Here is a 25,460-nt window from a genome sequence, read left to right as displayed (position 1 = left end):
TTTTAAATGTTAAACGTACCATAAAAATTTTGAAAATAAATTGATGGGAAATGATAAAAGACTTGAGCCTGAGGTAGTGGAGCGTGGCTAGGATGATAAAAGGTAGTGCTACTTGGATGGGCACCATGATGCCAAAATGAAGGGGTAGCTTGACCTGGTGATTGGTATTGTTGCCAAATTGCTGGAAGTTCAATGCCGACATCGGAACTTGCTGTATGAACGGCGGGGGCATGTATTTCGGGTATCGAAGGAACCGCGACAGTTACTCTTGATGATAATACCCACATAAAATAATCACTCCTAAGTTGTGATAATAAATTAGTATATTCTTTTCACACGTATAAAGGTACATATATAGGACTTTCGTTTAAAATATGCGTACAAAGTCTTAAGACTAATGTAAGCTGATGGTGGACTATTTAATATGAAAAGATACGTCTATTTGCGGAGGGAAAAGAGATCAATAAAATGTACAATGAGGGTGTTAATCGTAATATTTTACGAGTGTATGGAGGTATTTTTATGGAACGATTATGGACGAAATCATTTATTCAAATGACTTTCGCAATGTTATTTTTATTTACAGGATTTTATTTACTTGTTCCAACGCTCCCGCTCTTTATTAAAGAGATAGGTGGCAATGAATCGCAAGTTGGACTTATGATGGGGATGTTTACAATAGCTGCTGTTGTAATACGACCGATTATTGGAGGAATGTTAGATCAATATGGTAGAAGATCCTTTATTATTTTCGGACTCATCTTTTTTGGCTTAACGATGTACTCCTATAATATAGCATCGACTATTGTCCTTTTAGCTGTTTTACGTGTTATTCACGGAGTAACATGGGCTGTTTCTACAACAGCTGTTGGAACAGCAATAACGGATATTATTCCAGATTCACGCCGCGGTGAAGGTATGGGTTGGTATGGGATGGCGATGACAATTGCAATGGCGATTGGACCTATGATTGGATTATGGGTTGTGCAAAATTATTCATTTGATGGTCTATTTTTATTAGCGACGTTGTTATCTTTTATGGCAGTTGTATTATCATTAATAACGAAGATCCCATTTACGCCACAAAAAGAAAAAGGGAAAATTCAGCTATTTGAGAAATCCGTATTAACAATCACGATTGTAGTATTCTTTTTATCGTTTGCATATGGAGGAATAACAACCTTTTTACCGTTATTTGCATCATCAATTCATGTAAACCCGGGAACTTTCTTTCTTGTATATGCAATTGCATTAACAATTGTAAGACCAATTTCAGGGAAACTATTAGACAAGTATGGAGAAGTATTCATCATACTTCCAGCATTATGTATTACTATTTTAGCTATAGTTGTTTTAACTATCTCAAATGGTTTGATAGGTGTAATTATCGCAGCAACATTATACGGTATTGGATTTGGTTCAGCGCAGCCAGCTTTGCAAGCGGCAATGCTTACAATTGTCGATCCGAGTAAAAGAGGAGTTGCAAATGCTTCATTTTTTACAGCGTTTGATTTAGGAATCGGGTTAGGTGCTATTTTACTTGGAGTTGTTTCACAAATGTTTGGTTATCGTATTTTATTTTCAGGGAGTGCAATTTCAGCATTGATAGCCTTAATTATTTTCGTCTTCTTTGTAAAACAACGATTAGGAAAAAAAGAGTTTGCGTAAACTGGAGGAATAAAGATGAGAATTTCAATTGATCGTAAAGCTCTGCAATGGTTCCAGGAAGAATTACGTATAAAGCACGGTGAATCTGTACGTTTTACTGTAAGGTACGGAGGGGATAGTTCAATTCAGCCCGGATATTCTTTAGGGGTTGTTGCTGAGAAACCCGATGGCGAAATAGTGTCAGTTGAGAAGGAAGGTATTATATTTTTTGTAGATTCTGATGATCTTTGGTATTTTCAAAACTATGATTTATTTGTAAGTTATCATGAGGAAATGGAAGAAATTCAATTTAATTATGTAAAATAATAACTTTATTAAAAATGAATAAGTTTTATATAAAAATTATATTTAAGAGATAGTGAAATAAATATCATATAGTAACGAGCTGTATTTATGTACAGCTCGTTTTTTCTATTTCTCAAATAAAATTAGAATAATTGTATATTTGGCGGTGTTATATGAAAAATCTTTATATCTTGTTTTTGAAAATACGCAAAGAAGTCTATCCTTTCTTTATAAAATATAAGAATTATTTTCAAAAAATTGTATTGTTACAGTAAGAAAAGTGTAGGAAACTTATCATTATAAAATAAATTGAAATCTTCTAAAAACTCTGATACATTGAAATAGAAATGTAGTTTCACAGTATTGTAAAGGCTTACAGTTATGTGCACGAAGATCTATTAGGATTGGAGGAAATAATGATGAAAGCTGAAGAGAAATTTTCCCCGGGATTAGATGGTATAGTGGCAGCGGAGACGAAAATCTCGTTTCTTGACACAGTAAAAGGTGAAATTGTAATTCAAGGGTATGACTTAATCGAACTCTCAAAAACAAAAGAGTATTTAGACATTGTGCACCTTTTATTGGAGGAACACCTACCGAATGAAGATGAAAAAGTAACACTTGAAAAGAAATTAAAAGAAGAATATGCAGTACCAGAAGGTGTATTCAACGTACTAAAGGCATTGCCTAAAGAGACGCATCCCATGGATGGATTACGTACAGGTGTGTCAGCGTTAGCTGGTTACGATAATGATATCGAAAACCGCTCGTTAGAAGTGAATAAAAGCCGAGGGTACAAGCTGTTAAGTAAAGTGCCAAACATTGTAGCGAATAGCTATCATATTTTAAATAATGAGGAGCCAATTGAACCTCTTAAAGAATTATCTTATAGTGCGAATTTCTTCTATATGTTAACTGGTAAAAAACCAACTGAACTTGAGGAAAAGATCTTTGATCGTTCCCTTGTTTTATATAGTGAGCATGAAATGCCAAACTCTACATTTACAGCTCGCGTTATTGCATCAACACAATCAGATTTATACGGTGCTTTAACAGGTGCAGTTGCATCTTTAAAAGGAAGTTTACATGGCGGTGCAAATGAAGCGGTTATGTACATGCTTTTAGAAGCTGGTAATGTTGAGAAATTTGAAGAGTTATTACAGAAGAAACTATATAACAAAGAAAAAATTATGGGCTTTGGACACCGTGTTTATATGAAGAAGATGGATCCAAGAGCACTTATGATGAAGGAAGCTTTAAAACAGTTATGTGATGTAAAAGGTGATTATACACTATATGAAATGTGTGAAGCTGGAGAAAAGATTATGGAAAAAGAAAAAGGAATTTATCCAAATCTTGATTATTATGCAGCTCCAGTATATTGGATGCTAGGTATTCCAATTCAACTTTACACACCAATCTTCTTTAGCTCTAGAACAGTGGGGTTATGTGCGCACGTTATTGAGCAACATGCAAATAATCGTTTGTTCCGTCCTCGTGTAAATTATATTGGCGAGCGACATGTACTTAGTAAATAAGAACAACTGGGGAGTTGTTAGCGCCGCCCGCCAGATGGGTGTTTGACCGACACCCATCATTAATAATAACGAATTTTCGACAGAAAGGGAAGAATAGCATGATTAAAACAAATGAAATTAAGCAAAAAGATGCATTATTAGAAGAGATTACCGATTATGTATTAAATAAAGAGGTTACTAGTGCAGAAGCATTCAGTACAGCTCGTTACGTATTACTTGATACACTTGGATGTGGAATTTTAGCACTGCAATATCCAGAATGTACGAAATTACTAGGACCAGTTGTGCCAGGAACAATCGTGCCAAATGGTACACGTGTACCAGGTACGTCTTATGTACTAGATCCAGTAAAAGGTGCATTTAATATCGGATGTATGATCCGTTGGTTAGACTATAACGATACTTGGCTTGCAGCAGAGTGGGGACATCCATCTGATAACCTAGGCGGAATTTTAGCAGTTGCAGATTATATTAGCCGTGTTCGTATTTCAGAAGGAAAAGAAGCTTTAAAAGTACGTGAAGTATTAGAAATGATGATTAAAGCACATGAAATTCAAGGCGTGCTTGCTTTAGAAAACAGCTTAAACAGAGTTGGTCTTGACCATGTATTATATGTAAAAGTAGCAACAACTGCAGTAGTTGCGAAAATGCTTGGCGGAACACGTGAAGAAATCTTTAATGCATTATCACATGCGTGGATTGATAATTCTAGTCTTCGTACATATCGTCATGCTCCAAATACGGGCTCACGTAAATCATGGGCTGCAGGTGACGCAACGAGCCGCGGTGTTCATCTTGCAATGACTGCTCTAAAAGGTGAAATGGGTTATCCAACAGCATTATCTGCGCCAGGATGGGGATTCCAAGATGTATTATTCAATAAACAAGAATTAAAATTAGCAAGACCACTAGAGTCATATGTAATGGAAAATGTATTATTTAAAGTGTCATATCCAGCAGAATTCCATGCACAAACGGCTGCAGAATGTGCAGTGAAGTTGCATCCGGAAATTAAAGAGAGATTAGATGAAATTGACCGTATTACAATTACAACTCATGAATCAGCAATTCGTATTATTGATAAAGAAGGTCCATTAAATAACCCAGCTGATCGTGATCATTGCTTACAATACATTACGGCAATTGGTTTATTAAAAGGAGATATCGTTGCAGACGATTATGAAGATGCAGTAGCAAACGATCCACGTGTAGATGAATTACGTAATAAGATGGTTGTTGTTGAAAACAAACAGTACAGTTTAGATTACCTTGACCCGAACAAGCGCTCAATCGCCAACGCTGTTCAAGTTCACTTTAAAGATGGCACAGTAACAGAAAATGTGGAATGTGAATATCCGCTTGGTCACCGCTTCCGTAGAGACGAAGCAATTCCAAAAGTTGTTCAAAAATTCACTGCAAATATGGCAGGTCATTATTCTAGTAAGCAACAAGAACAAATTCATGAAGTTTGTTTAAATGAAGAAAAACTAGAAAATATGAATGTAAACGAATTTGTAGATCTATTCTTAATTTAATAATAGGGGGGAATTTAGAATGGCTTGGGTTGTGAAAAAGCAGTCAACACAAGAGGAGCTTGCGAATCGATTCCGAGCTTTAGTAGAAGCAAATGAAATTTTGCAAATTCCAGGTGCTCATGATGCAATGGCAGCTCTTGTTGCGAAAAATACAGGTTTTTCAGCTCTTTATTTATCAGGAGCTGCTTATACTGCAAGTAAAGGCTTACCAGATTTAGGTATCGTGACGTCTACTGAAGTGGCTGAGAGAGCAAGAGATTTAGTAAGAGCTACAGACTTACCTGTTCTTGTTGACATTGATACAGGATTTGGTGGTGTACTAAATGTGGCGAGAACAGCTGTAGAAATGGTGGAAGTGAAAGTAGCAGCTGTCCAAATTGAAGATCAGCAATTACCCAAAAAATGTGGACATTTAAATGGTAAGAAACTTGTTACTACAGAAGAATTGGTTCAAAAAATTAAAGCGATTAAAGAAGTTGCACCGAGCTTATACATTGTAGCACGTACTGATGCTCGTGGCGTTGAAGGATTAGATGAAGCAATTGAAAGAGCAAATGCATATGTAAAAGCAGGTGCAGACGCAATTTTCCCTGAAGCGCTTCAATCAGAGGAAGAATTCCGTCTATTTAATAGTAAGGTAAATGCACCTTTGCTTGCGAATATGACTGAATTCGGAAAAACTCCATATTATAGTGCAGAGGAATTTGCGAATATGGGTTTCCAAATGGTTATTTATCCTGTAACTTCACTTCGCGTTGCAGCGAAAGCGTATGAAAATGTGTTTGCTTTAATTAAAGAAACAGGTTCTCAAAAAGATGTACTTTCTAATATGCAAACGAGAAGTGAATTATACGAAACAATTTCATATCATGACTTTGAAGAGTTAGATACTGGTATTGCAAAAACAGTATTATCAGAAGATCAATAGATAAAGCAGCGAAGGCGATGAAAATACATCTTTGGCAAAATAAAATGCTTGATGTGAAAAATCATCGCCTTCTATTTTCAAAAAAGATATTCCACTCATCGTAGACGAGCATAAGCAAAAAGCTATGAAAGCCGAATGATAGGGGGATACATATGGAGAAAACGAAGTTACCATGGGATGAATTTTTTTCACTTAATAAAGATATAAATCATACTTACTTTACACCAGAAGATTTTTCAGGTGATGAAGATTTAATCGCAAAAACGACAGAACAATTCGTTAAACAAGAAATTGTTCCACAAATGGAGAATATTGAACAACATAACTATAAAGTTTCTCGTCAATTATTTGAGAAAGCTGGGGAACTTGGATTATTAGGCATTGAGGTACCAGAAGATTATGGCGGGTTCGAGTTAGGAAAGGCTGTCTCAGGTCTTGTAGCAGAGAAAATGGGTTACGCTGGTGCGTTTAGCGTTTCTTTTAATATACACGCTGGTGTCGGTACATTGCCTTACATATATTATGGAACGAAAGAGCAAAAAGAAAAATATTTACCGAAAATCGCATCGGGAGAATGGATTGGGGCTTATGCTTTAACAGAGCCAAATGCTGGTTCGGATGCATTAAGTGCAAAAACAAGCGCCGTATTGAATGAAGAGGGAACAGCTTGGAAGTTAAATGGTGAGAAGCAATGGATTACAAATGCTCATATGGCAGATGTATACGTTGTTTTTGCGAAGACAAATAAAGGAATGACAGCGTTTATTGTCGAAAGAACATGTGAAGGTGTATCTATTGGATTAGAAGAAAAGAAAATGGGGATTAAAGGTTCTTCAACAGCGACTCTTATTTTAGAAGATGTTGTCATCCCTGTTGAAAATGTTTTAGGGGAAGTTGGGAAAGGGCATCACGTAGCCCTTAATATTCTTAACTTTGCTAGACTTAAACTTGCTTTTGGAAATATTGGAACAGCAAAACAAGCAATTGGTTTGTCGGTTCAATATGGAAAAGAGCGAAAACAGTTCCAAACGGAATTAGTAGACTTTACGATGATTCAAGAGAAAATTGCAAATATGATCATTGCTACATATGGAGCCGAAAGTGCAGCTTATCGTACGGCAGGTGTAATCGATGAAGCAATTCATGAGAGCGATGAAGATCTTATGAAGAAAATGTCCCAATTTGCAATTGAATGTGCACTAAATAAAGTAAATGCTTCTGAAACACTTGCTTATATCGTAGATGAAGCTGTACAAATTCATGGTGGTTACGGTTATATGCAAGAGTATGAGGTAGAACGATTATATCGTGATGCTAGAATTAGTCGTATTTTTGAAGGAACGAACGAAATTAATAGATTAACAGTTGCTAAAATGCTAATGAAGCAAATCGAACAATTAGAAGATACTGAAGTAGAAAGTGATGTAGCAAATGTAGAAAGAAACCATCGTTACATTTTATTAGCGAAAAAATTGTTGAAACAATCTTTGAAAACGCTCTCTAAAACTCCAGGCCTAAAAATTGACCAAGAACAAGAATATTCACGTGTAATTTCAAATATGTTGACGGACGTGTACGTCATGGAATCAGCATTTTTACGTACGAGAAAAGCGGTACGTAAAAATGGTGAGGAAAAAGAACGTACGAAGCAATTAATAACGGATGTTATTTGTGAAGAAGGATACCGTAAAGTAGAAGAAGCGACGATTTCTGTACTTTCAGCAGCTGTCACAGAAGAACAAGATAGACATGTGATTTTAGCTGGAATCCGTCAATTATTAGTGCCTTTATACACGAACGTATTTACGAAGAAGAGAGAAATTGCGAAAGCTATTATAAATCGCGGGAAATATATTGTGTAAATAGGAGGAAAGCGATATGAAAAAGATTGGTTTTATCGGTTTAGGTAACATGGGCCTTCCAATGTCAAAAAATCTAGTTAAATCAGGTTACACAGTATATGGCGTGGACTTAAATAAAGAGGCGGAAGCGTCCTTTGAAAAAGAAGGCGGAATTATCGGTCTATCAATCTCAAAACTAGCAGAAACATGTGATGTAGTTTTTACAAGTTTACCTTCACCTCGCGCTGTTGAAGCGGTATATTTTGGAGCAGAAGGATTATTTGAAAATGGTCACTCGAATGTAGTTTTCATTGATACAAGTACGGTATCGCCGCAGTTAAATAAACAGTTAGAGGAAGCTGCAAAGGAAAAGAAAGTAGACTTTTTAGCAGCACCTGTGAGCGGTGGTGTAATCGGAGCCGAAAACCGTACATTAACGTTTATGGTTGGTGGATCAAAAGACGTATATGAGAAAACGGAATCTATCATGGGCGTACTAGGCGCGAACATTTTCCACGTTAGTGAGCAGATTGATAGTGGTACAACTGTTAAGTTAATTAATAACTTATTAATTGGTTTTTATACAGCTGGTGTGAGTGAAGCTTTAACATTAGCGAAAAAGAACAATATGGATTTAGATAAAATGTTTGATATTTTAAATGTAAGTTACGGTCAAAGTAGAATTTATGAACGTAATTATAAAAGTTTTATAGCACCTGAAAACTACGAGCCAGGATTTACTGTGAACTTATTGAAGAAAGATTTAGGATTTGCAGTTGACTTAGCTAAGGAAAGCGAACTCCATTTACCGGTAAGCGAAATGTTATTAAACGTATATGACGAAGCGAGTCAAGCTGGATATGGTGAAAATGATATGGCTGCTTTATATAAGAAAGTTAGCGAGCAATTAATTTCTAATCAAAAATAAATTATACAAAGGAGAGAATACAATGATTACAACTGAAATTAAACGAGTAAAAAATCACATTAACGGTGAGTGGGTTGAATCGACAGGTACGGAAGTAGAAGCAGTTCCAAATCCAGCGACTGGAAAAATTATCGCTTACGTTCCATTATCTCCAAAAGAAGATGTTGAAAAAGCTGTTGAAGCGGCAAAAGCAGCATTCGAAACATGGTCTAAAGTACCAGTTCCAAATCGTTCAAGAAATTTATATAAATATTTACAGCTATTACAAGAAAACAAAGATGAGCTTGCAAAAATCATTACGCTAGAAAATGGTAAGACGCTAACGGATGCAACAGGTGAAGTACAGCGTGGTATTGAAGCGGTAGAACTTGCAACATCTACGCCAAATTTAATGATGGGTCAAGCACTTCCGAATATCGCTAGCGGAATTGATGGATCGATTTGGCGCTACCCAATCGGAGTTGTTGCTGGCATTACACCGTTTAACTTCCCGATGATGATTCCGTTATGGATGTTCCCACTTGCAATTGCTTGCGGTAATACATTCGTATTAAAAACATCTGAAAGAACGCCACTTTTAGCGGAGCGACTTGTAGAATTATTCTATGAAGCAGGTTTCCCAAAAGGCGTATTAAATTTAGTGCAAGGCGGAAAAGATGTTGTAAATAGCATTTTAGAAAATAAAGATATTCAGGCTGTTTCGTTCGTTGGCTCTGAGCCGGTAGCTCGTTACGTATATGAAACAGGTACGAAACACGGAAAACGTGTACAAGCGTTAGCAGGTGCGAAAAACCATGCGATTGTAATGCCAGATTGCAATCTTGAGAAAACAGTACAAGGTGTAATTGGATCTGCATTTGCAAGTAGTGGAGAGCGCTGCATGGCATGCTCAGTAGTAGCAGTAGTGGATGAAATTGCTGATGAATTTATTGATGTATTAGTAGCAGAAACGAAAAAATTAAAAGTAGGCGATGGCTTTAACGAAGATAACTATGTTGGACCATTAATCCGTGAATCTCATAAAGAGCGCGTTTTAGGCTATATTAATAGCGGTGTAGCAGATGGGGCAACTTTATTAGTAGATGGCCGTAAAATTAATGAAGAAGTTGGAGAAGGTTACTTTGTAGGTGCGACAATCTTTGATGGCGTGAATCAAGAAATGAAAATTTGGCAAGATGAAATTTTTGCTCCAGTATTAAGTATTGTACGTGTTAAAGATTTAGAAGAAGGTATTAAACTAACAAATCAATCTAAATTTGCAAATGGTGCGGTTATTTATACGTCAAATGGTAAACATGCACAAACATTCCGTGATAACATCGATGCTGGTATGATTGGTGTAAACGTAAACGTTCCAGCACCAATGGCATTCTTCGCATTTGCAGGAAATAAAGCTTCATTCTTTGGTGATTTAGGTACAAATGGTACAGATGGCGTTCAATTCTATACACGTAAAAAAGTTGTAACTGAGCGCTGGTTTTAATATAGAGTAAACAACCAAATCAGTTATTAGATGAAAACCACCACTATTAATAGTGGTGGTTTTCGTCTTGTTAATTATTTTTTTCAAAAGCTAGTTTAATACCAAATCCAATTAGGACGACTCCTGTTAGCCCTTGAATATAACGTTGCGTCTTCGGTTTTTTCATAAAAGCACTAATTTTATCAATTAAAAATATATAAAATGCAAACCAAATGACTGTTAAAACGAGGTAAGTAAGGCCCATTACAAGAAGTTGGATAAATGTATTATGATTTGGATTTAAAAATTGTGGTAAAAAAGTTAAAAAGAAGACTGCTACTTTAGGATTTAATAAATTTGTAAGAAATCCTTGGCGAAAGCAAGAAGTATGTTCGTTTTCATTATTCAAAGATAGATCATTTGTATCTAAGTTTTCTTTGTTTCTTACTGCTAAAAGGGCTTTAATACCGATATATATTAAATAGAGAGCCCCAACGTACTTGAAAATAGAAAATAAAAGAGCTGACTTTACAATAAGTGCAGAAAGACCAATTACAGCAGCTAAAGTATGAATTAATAGTGCAATACATGTACCAAACACTGTTTTCACTCCACCGACTTTACCAGCAACCAATGTATTTTTCGTAGCCATTGCTGTATCTGGACCAGGTAAAATGATGAGGCAAATAGACATAATGATGAAAAGAAGATAATTTTCTATCATAGCCGTCCCTCCTTTTTATTTTTAGAATATTTGATTAAAATCAGTGTAGCACAAAAATGGATTTAATAAAATTAAATTTTATTAAAAATAATTAAATAAAAAAGGCTATATAGTAGCTCTAATTACACTACTATATAGCCTCGATTTTATACCGCTATTTGCGGGTAGTAAGATTTTCACCGCACAAGATTTAGCTGAAGAAAAGAAGTTAGGTGGGGGATGAACAAAACCTCCCCTCATGACAATTTCATTTTATGCATTAAGTAAGTTAAAGAAACGATTCACATCTTCTTCTGAAACGTCACTTAACTGTTTATATTTATAATTCGGATTTTGATCTTTATCAACGACAACGGAGCGTACTCCCTCGAAGAAATCTTCATGTCTCATGAAATTTTTAGCAAGTATAAGGTCCGTAGCGAAACATTCTTCAACGGATTTATCTTTTCCATCAATAAACTGTTTTAATGTTACTTTTAGTGAAATAGGGGATTTTGATAACAGTGTTTCTTTCGTTTTTAGAGCAAAGGAACTTTCATCTTTCTCCAATGAATGGATGATTTCTTCAATTGTATCGAAAGCAAAATGTGAATTGATTACTTCTAATGAAGGAGCAAGCTCGCTTTCTAAGTTTGGAGCAGTTGCAAATGTACGAATAACTTCTTTTAAATTAGTATGTACATCATCTTCTTTATGCCAATTTACACTTTCAAGTTCAGTAAGAAACTCTGGTAATGAATCAGATGTCATAAAGTAATCAGCAGCATTAATAAATAATACGTCAGAAGCTTTTAAAATAGATGCTGTTAAAGCAACGAATCGTCCTGTATATCCAGGCGCTTTATTTAAGAAATATGCAGCTCCGACGTCTGGGAAGAAGCCGATATTCATCTCTGGCATTGCCCATTTCGTACGCTCAGTTACAATGCGATACTTCGCACCATTTGTAAGACCGACACCACCGCCCATTACAATTCCATCTAAACAAGCAATAATCGGTTTTGTATATTGATAAATATATGTATCAATTTCATACTCTTCTTCAAAAAAACGTTCTGCATGTTGCAATGCCACTTCATTGGAACGCGCTTCATAAAGAGTTTTAATGTCGCCGCCTGCACAAAAACCTTTTGTGCCAGCTCCTTTTAACACGATAAGTGCAATACGCTCATCGTGTTCCCACTCTTTAAGTTTTTGTCCGATAGGTTGTAACATGTCATAAGATAAAGAATTAAGTGCTTTTGGACGGTTTAAAGTAATTGTCGCAACGCCGTTTTCACTAACAGAAAATAAAACTTGTTCAGTCATAATGCATCCTCCCTTACATATCTTCTTATTCTTAATTCTTGATATGTACTGAAATGTCCTTTATAAATTTTGTCAAAAGTTGACGGTAAATATTAATTTGGTCACTGCATATTTTGACGAGTTATCTTTGCAGGATTTCAGAGACTGAGGGGGAATATTACAACATTACTGTAAGTGTAATTATTTGAAGTTATAATGATAAAAGCGCTATTATATAGGTGTGAAATGTTCATTATCAATTCTAAAAGTGTGTTTGAAGAAAAAAGAAATCGTACAATTGTAATAAAAAATTTTACACTGAATTAGAAATAGAGAAAGGAGAAATCGGAATGCCAGGACCTTTACTATTGTCGGTTATTATTTTGTCTTTTTTAATGATAGGAATAACGCAGTATTTTCATCATACAGATACGACAGAAGAAGTGAAGGATAAAGTACGTCTCGTATTTCCGATTTTTATAATATCTATTTCATTCTGTATTTTATTAAATAAAGATGGCTACATTGTCGCAGTGTTCTCATTTTTCGTCGCAATCGTCTTAATTACCGTTTTATATTATGTAATGAAAGACTTTATACAAAAATAAAGATGTCACAATAGGCATTTTTATTTTGGGGAAAATGTAAAATTTCACATACCGTATTTTATATAAAATACATAAAGCATATAACAATAGAAAAGTGTGTACTTTGCTGTGTATGTACTTGTCAATCTTGCATAGCCACTATACTATTAAAATGTAGAGATTATAAAAAGGGGTTGTATCTATCATGAAATTTGAGATGCACACAAAAATTATTTCAAATGAAAAAGAAGTAAGATTACATATTGAAGAAAATATATTTCAATTAATATTGGATGGTTATCACTTATTTACAGTTCAAGAAATATTGCCTTTATATAAATCAAATGAAGAAAGAATTGGAAGTGCAACGATATTGAAGCTAGAGTGGGAGAACGGAAAAACTACAATAAACTATCAACTCGTTTCACTAAAATCAGTAAATTAAAAGGAGTAGAAAAATATGAAGTTATTTCATACAGCGGATTGGCATTTAGGAAAGCTTGTTCATGGCGTGTATATGACTGAAGACCAAAAGATTGTATTAGATCAGTTTGTACAGGCTGTTGAAGAAGAAAAACCAGATGCTGTAATTATTGCAGGGGATTTATATGACCGAGCAATTCCACCTACAGAAGCAGTAGACTTATTAAATGATGTGCTGCAAAAAATAGTTATTGATTTACAAACACCAGTTATTGCAGTAGCTGGTAATCATGATAGTCCGGATCGTATCCATTTTGGAAGTAGTTTAATGAAAAAACAAGGATTACATATTGCAGGTCAATTTCAATTCCCGTACGAACCTGTTGTACTAAATGATGAATATGGAGAGGTTCACTTCCATCTAATACCGTATGCAGACCCAAGCATAGTTAGACACGTGTTGAAAAATGAAGACGTACGTTCTCATGATGATGCGATGCGCATTTTTATGAATGAGCTCTCTGAAACGATGGATAAAGAAGCTAGACATGTATTTGTTGGACATGCATTTGTAACTTCTTCAGGAGAAGCGGAGGAGAATACAAGTGATGCAGAACGACCACTTTCAATTGGTGGTGCTGAATATGTAAATAGTCATTATTTTGATAAGTTTCATTACACAGCGCTTGGACATTTACATCAAGCGCATTTCGTACGTAATGAGACCATTAGATATTCAGGTTCACCACTTGCCTATTCAATTTCTGAAGAGAAACATAAAAAAGGTTATTACATTGTAGAACTGAATGAAACTGGTGAAGTAGCAATTGAAAAAAGGTTACTTTCACCACGTCGTAAAATGCGAACAGTAGAAGCGAAAATAGATGAATTATTACAGCACCCAGTAAGTGAAGATTACGTATTTGTAAAATTATTAGACGAAAACCCTGTCTTACAGCCAATGGAGAAAATACGATCTGTATATCCAAATGCAATGCACGTTGAAAGAGCGATGCAAAGGCGAGAACTCACAGATACAAATGAAGTAACGGTTTCAAGACATAAAACGGATGATTTATCTCTTTTAAAGGCTTTCTATAAAGAAATGAAAGGGTTAGATTTATCAGAAGAGAAAGAACGCCTATTTATAGATGTATTACAAACAGTGCAAGAACGGGAAGGTGAACGAGGATGAGACCGATTCAGCTTATTATGACAGCATTCGGGCCATATAAACAGAAAGAAGTAATCGATTTTGAAGATCTTGGAGAACATCGTATTTTCGCTATTTCTGGGAATACGGGAGCTGGAAAAACAACGATTTTTGATGCGATTTGTTATGTGTTATATGGTGAGGCTAGTGGAGAAGAACGTAGTGATACGAGCATGCTTCGAAGTCAATTTGCTGATGATAATGTTTATACAAGTGTTGAATTAACCTTTCAGTTAAAAGGGAAACGCTATGAAATAAAACGACAACTTGGACATAAAAAACAAGGGAATAAGACCATTACAGGACATGCAGTAGAATTATATGAAGTTATTGATGGAGAAAACGTTCCAGCCGTCGATCGTTTTCATGTAACAGACGTAAACAAAAAAGTGGAAGATTTAATTGGGTTAAGTAAACATCAATTTAGCCAAATTGTTATGTTACCCCAAGGGGAATTCCGAAAACTATTAACATCTGAGACGGAAAACAAAGAAGAGATTTTACGTCGTATTTTTAAAACGGATCGTTATAAATTAATGCGTGAGTTACTTGATCAAAAGAGAAAACAATGGAAAGATGTCTTGCAAGAAAAACAAAAAGAGAGAGAGCTCTATTTCCGTAATGTTTTTAAATTACCAATCCGTGATGGAGCATTATTAGAGACATTAGTGGCACAAGAACATGTAAATACGCATCAAGTAGTAGAAGCGTTAGAACAAGAAACAACCGTGTATAAAGCAGAGGTTGAGCAATTACAAGTAGAACAAGATGTTCAAACGAAGCAATTAAAGGATGCAGAAACACGTTTTCATGCAGCAAAATCTATAAATGAGAAATTTATAGATTTACAACAAAAGAATGAGAAATATAACACTTTACAAGAGAACCGTGCAGCAATTGAAAGGAAAGAAAAATCCTTTAAACGTGCGGAACAAGCAAAGCGCTTATTACCATTTGAACAATGGTATGAAGAAGCGATGGAAAATGAGCAGAAAGTTGAAAGTTTGTTAAAACAGATAATTGTCAAACAAGAACAGATAATGAACAGCTTTGAACTTGCTAAGGAGAAGTATGAAGTAGTAAAGAATAAAGAAGCTGAACGAGAAGAGGCTAAAAAACTTGTTCAAAGATTAGAAGAGTTACAAGCAATCATTGAATCATTAGCTGAGAGAAAGCTGAATTTACAAAATGCCGAAATTCAAATAGGGAAATTAAAAGAAAGTATGCAAAAGTTAGATCAACAACTAGAAGAGCATACAAACCAAAAACAGAGAATGTCTGATGAATTGCAGCAATTAGAACAAGCACTTGAGCAATATGTAGCTAAAGTAGAAGAACTAACGAATATGCGAGAAGATGCAAAAGTTTTAAAGCAAGCATATGATGTTTGGCAAGAAAAACAAAAATTCGAGCAAGAAAAAGAAGCGGCAACTAATAAAATGCAAGTGGCAGTTCGTGCATATGAAAACATGGAGCGCCGCTGGTTAAGTGAACAAGCTGGTATATTAGCTCTTCATTTACATGACGGTGAATCTTGTCCGGTATGTGGTAGTACGAATCATCCGCAAAAAGCTACAGAGCAAAGTAATGCGATCGATGAAAAAGAGTTAAACAATTTAAGAGATAAGAAGAACATTGCTGAAAAATTACATGTGCAAGTAGAGGAGAAATGGAATTTCTATCGACTACAATATGAACAAGTGATAGAAGAAGTTGTGAAGCGCGGCTACAATTCGGAAAAATTAGCTGAAACATATAGTGCACTTGTTCAAAAAGGAAAACAATTAGCTGCAGACGTGAATACGTTAAAAGCAAGTGAAGAAACACGTAAGCAGATTGCTGCGAACATGAAAAGCGTAGAAGAAAAAATAGAAGAACTTCAGAAACAAAAACGAGAAGTGGAAACAATGCAGCACCGTACAGAAATGGAGTGTATGCAACTTCGTACGTCATATGAACATGATAAACGAAATATTCCAGAAAACTTACAAACAGTACAAGCTTGGAAAGCACAGTTTGACCAAGCTATGCAGGAACTTAGGTTAATAGAAGACGAATGGAAGAAAGTCCAGGAAGCGTATCAGCATTGGCAAAATGAAAATATACGTATTCAAGCAGAACAAAAAGGTGCTTCTAATCAATTTGAAAGTGCAAAATTAAAGAAAGAAGAGACTTTCGCACGCTTTATGAAAGAGCTAGAACAAAGTGGGTTTACAGATGAATTCACGTATAAAGAAGCCAAATTAAGCGATGCCGAGATGGAGATGTTACAAAAAGAAATTCAAGGTTATTATTCATCGCTTGAAGTGCTTGCAAAACAAATCGAAGAGTTAAACTCAGAATTAAAAGATAAAGAGTATATGGATATTACATCTTTAGGTGAACACATAAAAGAACTAGAAATTAATCTCGATATCATTAAAGAAAAACGTCAACGTGCGCAAAATGCGGTAACATATATTTCGGATTTACATGAAAACATTAGACGTATTGATGAGCAAATTCATGAGGAAGAAAAAGCTTTCCAAGAACTTGTTGACTTATATGAAGTAATGAAAGGTGATAACGAGAGCCGTATATCATTTGAACGTTACATCTTAATTGAGTATTTAGAACAAATTGTTCAAATTGCAAACGAACGATTACGTAAATTATCAAACGGACAATTTTATTTAAAACGAAGTGAACGAGTTGAAAAGAGAAATCGTCAAAGTGGATTAGGCTTAGATGTGTACGATGCATATACTGGCCAAACACGCGATGTAAAAACACTATCCGGCGGAGAGAAATTTAATGCATCACTTTGCCTAGCGCTAGGAATGGCAGATGTCATTCAAGCATATGAAGGTGGTATTTCCATCGAAACGATGTTCATCGATGAAGGGTTCGGTTCATTAGATGAAGAATCATTAACGAAAGCTGTAGATGCCTTAATTGACTTACAAAAATCAGGCCGATTTATCGGTGTCATCTCACACGTTCAAGAGCTGAAAAACGCAATGCCAGCTGTATTAGAAGTAACGAAGCAAAAGGATGGGTGTAGTCAGACTAGGTTTGTGGTGAAGTAAGCTTAAAAAATGGAGTAGGGAATCTACCGATACTTTTAGTGTCATATGTATGAATAATAAAACGTCGTCTCTTCATATTGGAGGCGACGTTTTATTTTATAAAATATCTATGAATTATCTGTAGAAGGCGGCGTATTCTCCAAACGATTATAAGCTTTAAAAGCTGAAATTGCTGAGATAACCCCGCCTACTAAAAATAAAGTCGATCCTCCCACTAAGATGATACGACTGACATATGTTTCCCGTGCTTCTTCGACTTCTTCTTGTAACGCTGTAGGCATATGAATCCTCCCTTTATAAAAGTTGTTTTATAAATAGTATATACAAACGCCTAAAATGTGTTAAAATAACTGATGATTTTATGCAGTGGGTAATTAGATGAGTAGGATGCGAGTGGCTAAGTAAATCTTCATCACAAATTTATGTGAACTTCACATAGAGCACATATTAACATTGTATTATGTATATGTACCAAATAAATAAATAAAGTAAATGTAAGTTCTGTTTTCAAAAATTTAAAATCCTTTTATTTCTATATGAAAGTTTTAATCAAGGGTTTTAAAAAATTTGGAAATAGATCTTATGAATATGGAATTCATATAAAAGGGGAATGTCTTATGACAACATATACGAGTGAAATGAGAAAAACTTTAGTTTCAGAAGAAGATGTAGATATTTTAAAAATTATGGCGCATCCAATCCGACTGCAAATTGTAAATGAATTAAGTACGAGAAAAACTTGTAATGTAACACAATTAACAGAGTTACTGAATATTCCGCAATCTACTGTTTCACAACATCTATCAAAAATGAAGGGTAAAGTGTTACGAGCAGAGAGAAGAGGTTTAGAAATTTATTATCATATTAACAATTTAAAAGCGAGTAAGATTGTTAATGTTTTAGGGTATATAAACTAGTGAAATATTTTTATATAAAATAGCCCCTGCTGTTGAGCAGGGGCTATTTTGTGTTGTTTTATGTATTTGTATTTAAAACTTTATAGTTTTTATGATTTACAATTGTTCGATCAAATTCAAAAGTACCACCGCTTACATTTGTAATTTCAACTAAGACCGATTCAGTATAAAGTTTTAATACAGATCCTGTAATCTTTAAATTATTTCGTTGAAAAAGTATAGTATCCCCTACGTTTGCTTTCATAGTACCTCCTCATTAAAGACAGAAATATTTTTTTATTATATATATTAAACCACGGATAGATATATTAGTGAATATTTAGTTTTATTTATTGGAAAAAAATTTGTTCTCTAATTGAAGAGTATAAAGTACTCCTGTGTTAAAAGTTATATTTTATTTAAGTTTATCCCGCTATTTGCTGGGCAGTAAGACCCCCGCCTCAAAATTCAGTGGAAGCAAAGAAGTTAGGCGAGGGCTGATTAAAGTTTCACTGTATTATAAGCAAAGTAAATTGTTTTCAGCATTAGCGAAACTAAATACTGCAGAGAAACAAATTATTCAAAAGACAGACACTATGTAGCACAAAACGTAAAGTAGATAAGTAAAGTTTTTTTCAGGAGTATAAGAAAAATATACGTTTATTAATAAGATCTCTAATTGGTAAAATTCCAATTAAAAACATAGGAAAACTTTAATATAAAAAGGTAATCAATTACAAATGGAGAAGTAATATATACGAAAGGAGAGATTTATATGAATAAAGGGAAAAAACAAGTTAGTCAACTTAGTTTTCTGGTGAATTTTATGAACGACAAGGGGAGTCTTGTGAAAATTTAATAGTATTATAGTATCCCCTTGTGAAAAAATGGTTGGGGGAATATATAAATGATAACAGAAATGAATATTAAAGTAGTTTGTGAAGAATCGTTTTCAAAAAGAGAAATAAAAATTTTAGAGACGTTTCTTTCAACTTTATCGGGGCATTCTAATGCTCTCGTCACAAAAGAGGGGATGTTTTTAAACCCATTAAGTAAAGAGAAGAGTGTGATTTATTATCACAACTTTGTATTTGTAAAATCACTTACAGAACAAATGTGTGCAGAATTAAAAGAAGTTTTAACAAGACGTATTAAAAATGCTTTCATTATGATGGAATTTGTAGAGCCAATTGTTACATTTGAAGAAACAATTATAAACGTATAAAGAAAGTCAGGCTTATGAATTGACCTAATAAAACCGTCTCTTTAATAAATAGTAAAGAGACGGTTTTATTGTTTCACTTTTTAAAAAAGGGTTCAAAAACAAATGTAAATCGAGCTTATACAAAAACTACTTATTAAATAACTGTTACGTATTTAATAAGTAGTTTTTGTATTTCATCCTTCGTTTTTTGTAGCTGATTCTACGTTTTTGACGCTCTGTCTTGTAAGTGCTTACATAAACGAAAACATCTTATACAATGAAGGTGTCAAATCAAAAGAGGTGACCAAAATGAACATAAAAAAAGTAAATTTAGCGAATAGCATTGAAATAGAAAGAGGAGGCGGAAAGGTATGAAAAAATCAACTGTTAATCCATGGCTTGTTGTCTTTGGCACAGTTATAGTACAAATGGGGCTTGGGACGATATATACATGGAGTTTATTCAATCAGCCTTTAGTTAGTAAATACGGTTGGAGTCTTAACGCTGTTGCGATAACTTTCTCAATTACTAGTCTTTCTTTAGCATTTTCAACTTTATTTGCGAGTAAATTGCAAGAAAAATGGGGACTTCGTAAACTTATTATGATAGCTGGATTAGCATTAGGACTAGGATTAATACTTAGCTCACAAGCATCCTCATTAATATTACTTTATGTACTAGCGGGAGTTGTTGTAGGTTATGCAGATGGTACAGCATATATCACTTCACTATCAAATTTAATAAAGTGGTTTCCAGAGCGTAAAGGTTTAATTGCTGGTATTTCTGTCTCTGCATATGGTTCAGGTAGCTTAATCTTTAAATACGTTAACGCACAGTTGATTGAATCAGTTGGTGTATCGCAAGCATTTATATACTGGGGTTTAATTGTTACAGCTATGATTGTAATTGGTGCTTGTTTAATCCATCAAGCTGCAGATCAAGGAGCAGTTCATGAAACAAAAACTAAGGAATACACAACGAAAGAAATGTTAGGCACAAAACAAGTATACTTATTATTTATCATGTTATTTACATCATGTATGAGTGGCTTATACTTAATTGGTATGGTAAAAGACATTGGTGTTCAACTTGTAGGACTTAGCGCAGCAACAGCAGCTAATGCGGTGGCTATGGTTGCAATCTTCAATACATTAGGTCGTATCATTTTAGGACCATTATCGGATAAAATTGGGCGTTTAAAAATCGTTACTGGTACTTTTGTTGTTATGGCGAGTTCAGTCTTAGTTCTAAGTTTTGTAGATTTAAATTATGGTATTTACTTCGTATGTGTAGCAAGTGTAGCGTTTTGCTTTGGTGGAAATATCACTATTTTCCCAGCTATTGTTGGTGATTTCTTCGGTATGAAAAACCATAGTAAGAACTACGGAATTGTGTATCAAGGATTTGGATTTGGGGCGCTTGCAGGTTCCTTTATCGGTGCACTTCTAGGTGGATTCAAACCAACGTTCATGGTAATAGGTGTATTATGTGTCGTGTCATTCATTATCGCAATTTTAATTCAAGCACCTAAGCAGCAAAAAGAAAAAGAAGAAGAGTATTGCAGCGTAGCATAAGTATACAAATCTTCTATAACACTATGATTACGAAAAAGCATCCTATTCTATTAATTAGGATGCTTTTTTATGAGTTATTTTAACAAGGTTAAATTACTTTTGTGATTTTCATAGATGTAAAAGTGAGTGAAATGCCGATTTGGATTATATTGAAATATAATAAATCGATACATCGTATTCGAAATATATATTAAATCTTAAATGACAAAAAAGACATTCATTAGTATTTGTAAGATATATTTTCAGAAAAATATTGAGAAAATATATACTTGAGTTTTTCATAAAGCATTTTAAATGAACGTATCTCTAGTTTAGCTTCTTCAATTTTAAAAAGAGGACTTTGAATTTTATTTATAATATAAGTACTTTTAATGCGTTTACATATGATTTTATTAAGAAGCATTAAAATACTTTATCTGAAAAATAAAAAAAGATTGACAAGTTTATTGAGAAACATTATCATTTCGGTGTAAGATAGTAAATGAAAAACATTATCAATAAAATGGATTTTAAAGTAATGCGCACTTGACCAATTAGTTTAGTAAGTGTATTATTTTTTACGACACAACTGATAATGAAAATCAATATCATTTGTGTCACTTAATGAAATTAATGTTTATGTGAAAGGATAGAGAAAATGAACTTAGGGGAATTTGATGGGCAAACAGTTTTAGTAACAGGTGCAGCACAAGGCATAGGCAGTGTTGTTGCCAAAATGTTTTTAGAAAGAGGAGCCACAGTTATTGCGGTTGATCAAAATGAAGAGGGGTTAAATGTACTCTTAAATCAAAATGAATTAAATAAAACATGTATGAAAACGTTTCGTTTAGATGTGAGTAATAGCGCTGCTGTTGAAGACATGGTAAATCATATTGCAAATGAAATAGCGCCAATAGATATTTTAATAAATGTTGCAGGGGTTTTACGTATGGGACCAATTCATTCGTTAAGTGATGAAGATTGGAATAAAACATTCTCTGTAAATACTACAGGGGTTTTCAATATGTCCCGAGCGGTAAGTAAAAATATGATGTTAAGAAAATCGGGGGCAATTGTTACAGTCGGTTCAAATGCGGCAAATACGCCGAGAATGGAGATGGCTGCGTATGCTGCGTCAAAGGCTGCAACGACGATGTTTATGAAATGTTTAGGACTAGAGCTTGCGGCATACAATATACGCTGCAACTTAGTTTCTCCAGGTTCTACTGAAACTGAGATGCAAAGATTACTATGGGCTGATGAGAATGGAGCTAAAAATATAATTGCTGGTTCTCAAAATACATATAGACTCGGAATTCCATTACAAAAAATTGCACAACCTTCAGAAGTTGCTGAAGCCGTGTTATTTTTAGCCTCAGATAGAGCAAGTCATATTACAATGCACAATTTATGTGTCGATGGCGGTGCTACGTTAGGAGTTTAATAAAAATTCAGGAGGTTATTATATTATGAATGAACATATAGCTGTAAAGGAATTGTCAGAAAAACTTTTAGAAGATTATAAGACTGAATCTTCATTCTTTTTCGCTTCACCAACTCGAACTATATTAGCAGAAGGAGAGTTTACTACAGTAAAGCATCGTGAAATTGAAAATTTCCCAGAGCTTGTGCAAGCGACATTAAGTAATGCGAAACAAGCTGGAAATCCAAATCCTATCGTTGTGGGTGCTTTGCCATTTGATCGTAGAAAAGAAGTCCAACTTATCGTACCAGAATATAGTAGGATTTCTGAGCGTTTACAATTGGATACAACAAATCAGCTTGAAATAAATGAGAACGTAACATTTGAAATGACGCCAATGCCAGACCCTGAAGTTTATATGAATGGTGTGAAGCAAGGAATTAAAAAAATACAGGACGGTGATTTAAAGAAAATCGTTCTATCCAGATCGTTAGATGTTAAATCTTCCGAAAAGATTGATAAGCAAAAACTTCTGCGAGAATTAGCAGAACATAATAAGCATGGTTATACATTTGCTGTGAATTTACCGAAAGATGAAAAAGAGAACAGTAAGACGCTAATTGGAGCAAGTCCTGAATTACTTGTTTCACGTAATGGTATGCAAGTTATTTCTAATCCGTTAGCTGGTTCAAGGCCACGTAGTGAGGACCCAGTAGAAGATAAAAGAAGAGCAGAGGAATTACTTTCTTCTCCAAAAGATTTACATGAACATGCGGTAGTAGTTGAAGCGGTTGTCGCTGCACTTCGTCCGTATTGTCATACATTACATGTTCCAGAAAAGCCATCAGTTATTCATAGTGAAGCGATGTGGCATTTGTCTACAGAATTGAAAGGTGAACTGAAGGATCCAAATACTTCTTCTTTACAATTAGCAATTGCCCTTCATCCTACGCCAGCAGTTTGCGGAACTCCGATGGAAAAAGCAAGAGAGGCTATACAGCATATTGAGCCATTTGACCGCGAGTTCTTTACAGGAATGCTAGGATGGAGCGATTTAAATGGAGATGGAGAATGGATTGTTACAATTCGTTGTGCTGAAGTACAAGAAAATACACTGCGTTTATATGCAGGAGCTGGAGTTGTTGCTGAGTCAAAACCAGAAGATGAGTTAGCAGAAACATCAGCTAAGTTCCAAACAATGCTAAAAGCTTTAGGGCTAAGAGATAGTTCACTTAATGAAAAATAGGGGGAAGAAAGAATGCTAGTAGGTTATACAGAATGGCCAAAAGAATTTGCCGATCGTTACCGAGAAGAAGGATGTTGGCTTGGTGAAACATTTGGAGGAGTGTTAAGAGAGCGGGCTGAGAAATATGGAGATCAAATCGCGGTTGTAAGTGGTAAGAAGCATATAACATATAGTGAACTTAATAAAAAGGTAGATCGTTTAGCAGCAGGTTTACTAAATTTAGGAATAAAGAAAGAGGACAGAGTTGTAATCCAGTTACCTAACATTATCGAGTTTTTCGAAATATGTTTTGCACTATTTCGAATTGGAGCGCTTCCTGTCTTTGCACTGCCGTCACATCGAAGCAGTGAAATTAGTTATTTTTGTGATTTTGGCGAGGCGAGCGCTTACGTTATTTCAGATAAGGCTCTCGGTTTTGATTATCGAAAACTAGCAAGAGAAGTGAAAGAGAAAGTGCCAACTTTACAACATGTAATTGTAGTGGGAGAAGAAGAAGAGTTTGTGAACATAAATGATCTGTATATGGATCCCGTCTCATTACCAGAAGTTCAGCCAAGTGATGTTGCGTTTCTCCAATTATCAGGAGGCACAACAGGTCTTTCTAAATTAATTCCTAGAACACATGATGACTATATTTATAGTTTACGTGTTAGCGCTGAAATTTGTAATTTGAATGCAGAAAGCGTCTATATGGCAGTTCTTCCAGTAGCACACAATTACCCAATGAGTTCTCCAGGGACATTTGGAACTTTCTATGCGGGTGGAAAAGTGGTATTGGCAACTGGTGGTAGTCCAGATGAGGCCTTTGCTCTTATTGAAAAAGAAAAAGTTACAATTACAGCGCTCGTTCCGCCATTAGCAATGATTTGGCTTGATGCTGCATCTTCTCGTAATGCCGATTTATCGAGCTTAGAGGTTATTCAAGTAGGTGGTGCTAAGTTTAGCGCTGAGGTTGCAAGACGTATACGCCCTACATTTGGATGTACGTTACAGCAAGTATTCGGTATGGCGGAAGGATTAGTGAACTATACAAGATTAGACGATCCGGAAGAAATTATTATTCATACACAAGGTAGACCAATGTCTGCACTCGATGAAGTACGAGTTGTTGATGAAAATGACAACGATGTACAACCGGGCGAGGTAGGTAGTTTATTAACACGAGGTCCATATACAATTCGTGGTTACTATAAAGCTGAAGAGCATAATGCACGATCATTTACAAAGGATGGGTTTTATCGCACAGGTGATCTTGTAAAAGTAAATGAACAAGGATACATCATTGTAGAAGGAAGAGATAAAGATCAAATTAACCGTGGTGGTGAGAAAGTTGCTGCGGAAGAAGTTGAAAATCATCTATTAGCACACGATGCGATCCATGACGTAGCAATCGTATCTATGCCTGACGATTATTTAGGTGAACGCACCTGTGCTTTTGTTATAGTTCGCGGACAAGTTCCGGCAGTAAGTGAATTAAAAATGTTTTTAAGAGAACGTGGTATAGCGGCTTATAAAATTCCAGATCGAATTGAATTTATTGAATCATTCCCGCAAACAGGAGTCGGAAAAGTCAGCAAAAAAGAACTACGTAAAGTCATTGCTCAAAAACTTATTACAGTAAAACAATAATAAAAATCGGAAGGAAGTGATT

General features: G+C 34.9%; 23 protein-coding genes. 18 read left to right on the top strand and 5 right to left on the bottom strand.

Annotation, left to right across the window (positions count from 1 at the left end; translation table 11 throughout):
* Positions 1 to 2 precede the first annotated feature (2 nt).
* Positions 3 to 287 (bottom strand): hypothetical protein, encoded by a 285-nt coding sequence (locus HMAS_RS12935; protein WP_000270101.1) that lies wholly within the window; start codon positions 285 to 287, stop codon positions 3 to 5.
* 235 nt (positions 288 to 522) lie between these two features.
* Here HMAS_RS12935 and HMAS_RS12930 point away from each other — a divergent pair, with 235 nt between their 5' ends.
* From HMAS_RS12930 to HMAS_RS12895, 8 genes are all read left to right on the top strand, one after another.
* A complete protein-coding gene (locus tag HMAS_RS12930) occupies positions 523 to 1,668 on the top strand; it encodes an MFS transporter (RefSeq protein ID WP_000440662.1) in 1,146 nt (381 codons plus the stop codon).
* A 15-nt stretch (positions 1,669 to 1,683) separates the two neighbouring features.
* On the top strand, positions 1,684 to 1,974 hold the full coding sequence (locus HMAS_RS12925) for a HesB/YadR/YfhF family protein (protein ID WP_001222842.1): 291 nt from the start codon (positions 1,684 to 1,686) through the stop codon (positions 1,972 to 1,974).
* 395 nt (positions 1,975 to 2,369) lie between these two features.
* Positions 2,370 to 3,491 (top strand): citrate synthase, encoded by a 1,122-nt coding sequence (gene mmgD / locus HMAS_RS12920; protein ID WP_002041090.1) that lies wholly within the window; start codon positions 2,370 to 2,372, stop codon positions 3,489 to 3,491.
* A 98-nt stretch (positions 3,492 to 3,589) separates the two neighbouring features.
* A complete protein-coding gene (gene prpD / locus HMAS_RS12915) occupies positions 3,590 to 5,026 on the top strand; it encodes a 2-methylcitrate dehydratase (protein WP_000598123.1) in 1,437 nt (478 codons plus the stop codon).
* A 19-nt stretch (positions 5,027 to 5,045) separates the two neighbouring features.
* Positions 5,046 to 5,954 (top strand): methylisocitrate lyase, encoded by a 909-nt coding sequence (gene prpB, locus HMAS_RS12910; protein WP_116344870.1) that lies wholly within the window; start codon positions 5,046 to 5,048, stop codon positions 5,952 to 5,954.
* Between the two features lie 152 nt (positions 5,955 to 6,106).
* Positions 6,107 to 7,816 carry an acyl-CoA dehydrogenase family protein gene (locus tag HMAS_RS12905; protein WP_098376360.1) on the top strand — a complete coding sequence of 570 codons (1,710 nt, stop codon included), beginning with the start codon at positions 6,107 to 6,109 and terminating at the stop codon, positions 7,814 to 7,816.
* A 16-nt stretch (positions 7,817 to 7,832) separates the two neighbouring features.
* The gene (locus HMAS_RS12900) at positions 7,833 to 8,723 is read left to right on the top strand and encodes an NAD(P)-dependent oxidoreductase (protein WP_000719409.1); all 891 of its coding nucleotides are present in this window, start codon (positions 7,833 to 7,835) and stop codon (positions 8,721 to 8,723) included.
* Between the two features lie 22 nt (positions 8,724 to 8,745).
* Positions 8,746 to 10,206: a CoA-acylating methylmalonate-semialdehyde dehydrogenase gene (locus HMAS_RS12895; protein WP_000633344.1), complete on the top strand. Its 1,461-nt coding sequence runs from the start codon at positions 8,746 to 8,748 to the stop codon at positions 10,204 to 10,206.
* A gap of 70 nt (positions 10,207 to 10,276) precedes the next feature.
* On the opposite strand, the gene HMAS_RS12890 is transcribed toward HMAS_RS12895, so the two are convergent.
* A complete protein-coding gene (locus tag HMAS_RS12890; protein WP_000572360.1) occupies positions 10,277 to 10,909 on the bottom strand; it encodes a LysE family translocator in 633 nt (210 codons plus the stop codon).
* A gap of 252 nt (positions 10,910 to 11,161) precedes the next feature.
* The gene (locus HMAS_RS12885; protein ID WP_000139776.1) at positions 11,162 to 12,217 is read right to left on the bottom strand and encodes an enoyl-CoA hydratase/isomerase family protein; all 1,056 of its coding nucleotides are present in this window, start codon (positions 12,215 to 12,217) and stop codon (positions 11,162 to 11,164) included.
* A 329-nt stretch (positions 12,218 to 12,546) separates the two neighbouring features.
* Here HMAS_RS12885 and HMAS_RS12880 point away from each other — a divergent pair, with 329 nt between their 5' ends.
* From HMAS_RS12880 to HMAS_RS12865, 4 genes are all read left to right on the top strand, one after another.
* Positions 12,547 to 12,804: a hypothetical protein gene (locus HMAS_RS12880; protein WP_001119404.1), complete on the top strand. Its 258-nt coding sequence runs from the start codon at positions 12,547 to 12,549 to the stop codon at positions 12,802 to 12,804.
* Between the two features lie 184 nt (positions 12,805 to 12,988).
* On the top strand, positions 12,989 to 13,228 hold the full coding sequence (locus tag HMAS_RS12875) for a DUF2584 family protein (RefSeq protein ID WP_000667346.1): 240 nt from the start codon (positions 12,989 to 12,991) through the stop codon (positions 13,226 to 13,228).
* A gap of 15 nt (positions 13,229 to 13,243) precedes the next feature.
* Entirely contained in the window at positions 13,244 to 14,401 is a 1,158-nt protein-coding gene (locus tag HMAS_RS12870; RefSeq protein WP_000765150.1) for an exonuclease SbcCD subunit D, read from the top strand.
* A complete protein-coding gene (locus tag HMAS_RS12865; protein ID WP_098770216.1) occupies positions 14,398 to 17,487 on the top strand; it encodes an AAA family ATPase in 3,090 nt (1,029 codons plus the stop codon). The genes HMAS_RS12870 and HMAS_RS12865 overlap by 4 nt, the downstream gene beginning before the upstream one ends.
* 107 nt (positions 17,488 to 17,594) lie before the next feature.
* On the opposite strand, the gene HMAS_RS27675 is transcribed toward HMAS_RS12865, so the two are convergent.
* Positions 17,595 to 17,768, bottom strand: a complete 174-nt coding sequence (locus HMAS_RS27675; RefSeq protein ID WP_001141668.1) for a hypothetical protein — start codon at positions 17,766 to 17,768, stop codon at positions 17,595 to 17,597.
* 336 nt (positions 17,769 to 18,104) lie between these two features.
* On the opposite strand from HMAS_RS27675, the gene HMAS_RS12860 reads away from it, so the two are divergent.
* Positions 18,105 to 18,404: an ArsR/SmtB family transcription factor gene (locus HMAS_RS12860; protein ID WP_000214801.1), complete on the top strand. Its 300-nt coding sequence runs from the start codon at positions 18,105 to 18,107 to the stop codon at positions 18,402 to 18,404.
* Between the two features lie 58 nt (positions 18,405 to 18,462).
* On the opposite strand, the gene HMAS_RS12855 is transcribed toward HMAS_RS12860, so the two are convergent.
* Entirely contained in the window at positions 18,463 to 18,648 is a 186-nt protein-coding gene (locus HMAS_RS12855) for a YkvS family protein (protein ID WP_000646793.1), read from the bottom strand.
* Between the two features lie 642 nt (positions 18,649 to 19,290).
* Between HMAS_RS12855 and HMAS_RS12845 the strand changes: the two genes are divergently transcribed.
* The 5 genes from HMAS_RS12845 (at position 19,291) to HMAS_RS12825 (ending at position 25,438) form a co-directional block, all read left to right on the top strand.
* A complete protein-coding gene (locus HMAS_RS12845; protein WP_000627304.1) occupies positions 19,291 to 19,608 on the top strand; it encodes a hypothetical protein in 318 nt (105 codons plus the stop codon).
* Between the two features lie 350 nt (positions 19,609 to 19,958).
* Entirely contained in the window at positions 19,959 to 21,161 is a 1,203-nt protein-coding gene (locus tag HMAS_RS12840) for an L-lactate MFS transporter (protein WP_098376246.1), read from the top strand.
* A 637-nt stretch (positions 21,162 to 21,798) separates the two neighbouring features.
* Positions 21,799 to 22,584 (top strand): 2,3-dihydro-2,3-dihydroxybenzoate dehydrogenase, encoded by a 786-nt coding sequence (dhbA, locus tag HMAS_RS12835; protein WP_088867736.1) that lies wholly within the window; start codon positions 21,799 to 21,801, stop codon positions 22,582 to 22,584.
* A gap of 25 nt (positions 22,585 to 22,609) precedes the next feature.
* A complete protein-coding gene (gene dhbC, locus HMAS_RS12830; RefSeq protein WP_116344869.1) occupies positions 22,610 to 23,809 on the top strand; it encodes an isochorismate synthase DhbC in 1,200 nt (399 codons plus the stop codon).
* 12 nt (positions 23,810 to 23,821) lie between these two features.
* Positions 23,822 to 25,438, top strand: a complete 1,617-nt coding sequence (locus tag HMAS_RS12825) for a (2,3-dihydroxybenzoyl)adenylate synthase (RefSeq protein ID WP_046392674.1) — start codon at positions 23,822 to 23,824, stop codon at positions 25,436 to 25,438.
* Positions 25,439 to 25,460: the final 22 nt, after the last annotated feature.

Origin of the sequence: Bacillus sp. HMA207 (assembly GCF_003402455.1) — a bacterium.
Classification (GTDB): Bacteria; Bacillota; Bacilli; order Bacillales; family Bacillaceae_G; genus Bacillus_A; species Bacillus_A cereus.
Note: the sequence above shows the minus strand (reverse complement) of the source record. Positions and strands in the feature narration are given on the sequence as shown.

Excerpts from the sequence above, each read along its gene's own strand:
- HMAS_RS12935 (WP_000270101.1), bottom strand. The coding sequence starts at position 287 with ATGTGGGTATTATCATCAAGAGTAACTGTCGCGGTTCCTTCGATACCC.
- HMAS_RS12930 (WP_000440662.1), top strand. The coding sequence starts at position 523 with ATGGAACGATTATGGACGAAATCATTTATTCAAATGACTTTCGCAATG.
- HMAS_RS12925 (WP_001222842.1), top strand. The coding sequence starts at position 1,684 with ATGAGAATTTCAATTGATCGTAAAGCTCTGCAATGGTTCCAGGAAGAA.
- mmgD (WP_002041090.1), top strand. The coding sequence starts at position 2,370 with ATGATGAAAGCTGAAGAGAAATTTTCCCCGGGATTAGATGGTATAGTG.
- prpD (WP_000598123.1), top strand. The coding sequence starts at position 3,590 with ATGATTAAAACAAATGAAATTAAGCAAAAAGATGCATTATTAGAAGAG.
- prpB (WP_116344870.1), top strand. The coding sequence starts at position 5,046 with ATGGCTTGGGTTGTGAAAAAGCAGTCAACACAAGAGGAGCTTGCGAAT.
- HMAS_RS12905 (WP_098376360.1), top strand. The coding sequence starts at position 6,107 with ATGGAGAAAACGAAGTTACCATGGGATGAATTTTTTTCACTTAATAAA.
- HMAS_RS12900 (WP_000719409.1), top strand. The coding sequence starts at position 7,833 with ATGAAAAAGATTGGTTTTATCGGTTTAGGTAACATGGGCCTTCCAATG.
- HMAS_RS12895 (WP_000633344.1), top strand. The coding sequence starts at position 8,746 with ATGATTACAACTGAAATTAAACGAGTAAAAAATCACATTAACGGTGAG.
- HMAS_RS12890 (WP_000572360.1), bottom strand. The coding sequence starts at position 10,909 with ATGATAGAAAATTATCTTCTTTTCATCATTATGTCTATTTGCCTCATC.
- HMAS_RS12885 (WP_000139776.1), bottom strand. The coding sequence starts at position 12,217 with ATGACTGAACAAGTTTTATTTTCTGTTAGTGAAAACGGCGTTGCGACA.
- HMAS_RS12880 (WP_001119404.1), top strand. The coding sequence starts at position 12,547 with ATGCCAGGACCTTTACTATTGTCGGTTATTATTTTGTCTTTTTTAATG.
- HMAS_RS12875 (WP_000667346.1), top strand. The coding sequence starts at position 12,989 with ATGAAATTTGAGATGCACACAAAAATTATTTCAAATGAAAAAGAAGTA.
- HMAS_RS12870 (WP_000765150.1), top strand. The coding sequence starts at position 13,244 with ATGAAGTTATTTCATACAGCGGATTGGCATTTAGGAAAGCTTGTTCAT.
- HMAS_RS12865 (WP_098770216.1), top strand. The coding sequence starts at position 14,398 with ATGAGACCGATTCAGCTTATTATGACAGCATTCGGGCCATATAAACAG.
- HMAS_RS27675 (WP_001141668.1), bottom strand. The coding sequence starts at position 17,768 with ATGCCTACAGCGTTACAAGAAGAAGTCGAAGAAGCACGGGAAACATAT.
- HMAS_RS12860 (WP_000214801.1), top strand. The coding sequence starts at position 18,105 with ATGACAACATATACGAGTGAAATGAGAAAAACTTTAGTTTCAGAAGAA.
- HMAS_RS12855 (WP_000646793.1), bottom strand. The coding sequence starts at position 18,648 with ATGAAAGCAAACGTAGGGGATACTATACTTTTTCAACGAAATAATTTA.
- HMAS_RS12845 (WP_000627304.1), top strand. The coding sequence starts at position 19,291 with ATGATAACAGAAATGAATATTAAAGTAGTTTGTGAAGAATCGTTTTCA.
- HMAS_RS12840 (WP_098376246.1), top strand. The coding sequence starts at position 19,959 with ATGAAAAAATCAACTGTTAATCCATGGCTTGTTGTCTTTGGCACAGTT.
- dhbA (WP_088867736.1), top strand. The coding sequence starts at position 21,799 with ATGAACTTAGGGGAATTTGATGGGCAAACAGTTTTAGTAACAGGTGCA.
- dhbC (WP_116344869.1), top strand. The coding sequence starts at position 22,610 with ATGAATGAACATATAGCTGTAAAGGAATTGTCAGAAAAACTTTTAGAA.
- HMAS_RS12825 (WP_046392674.1), top strand. The coding sequence starts at position 23,822 with ATGCTAGTAGGTTATACAGAATGGCCAAAAGAATTTGCCGATCGTTAC.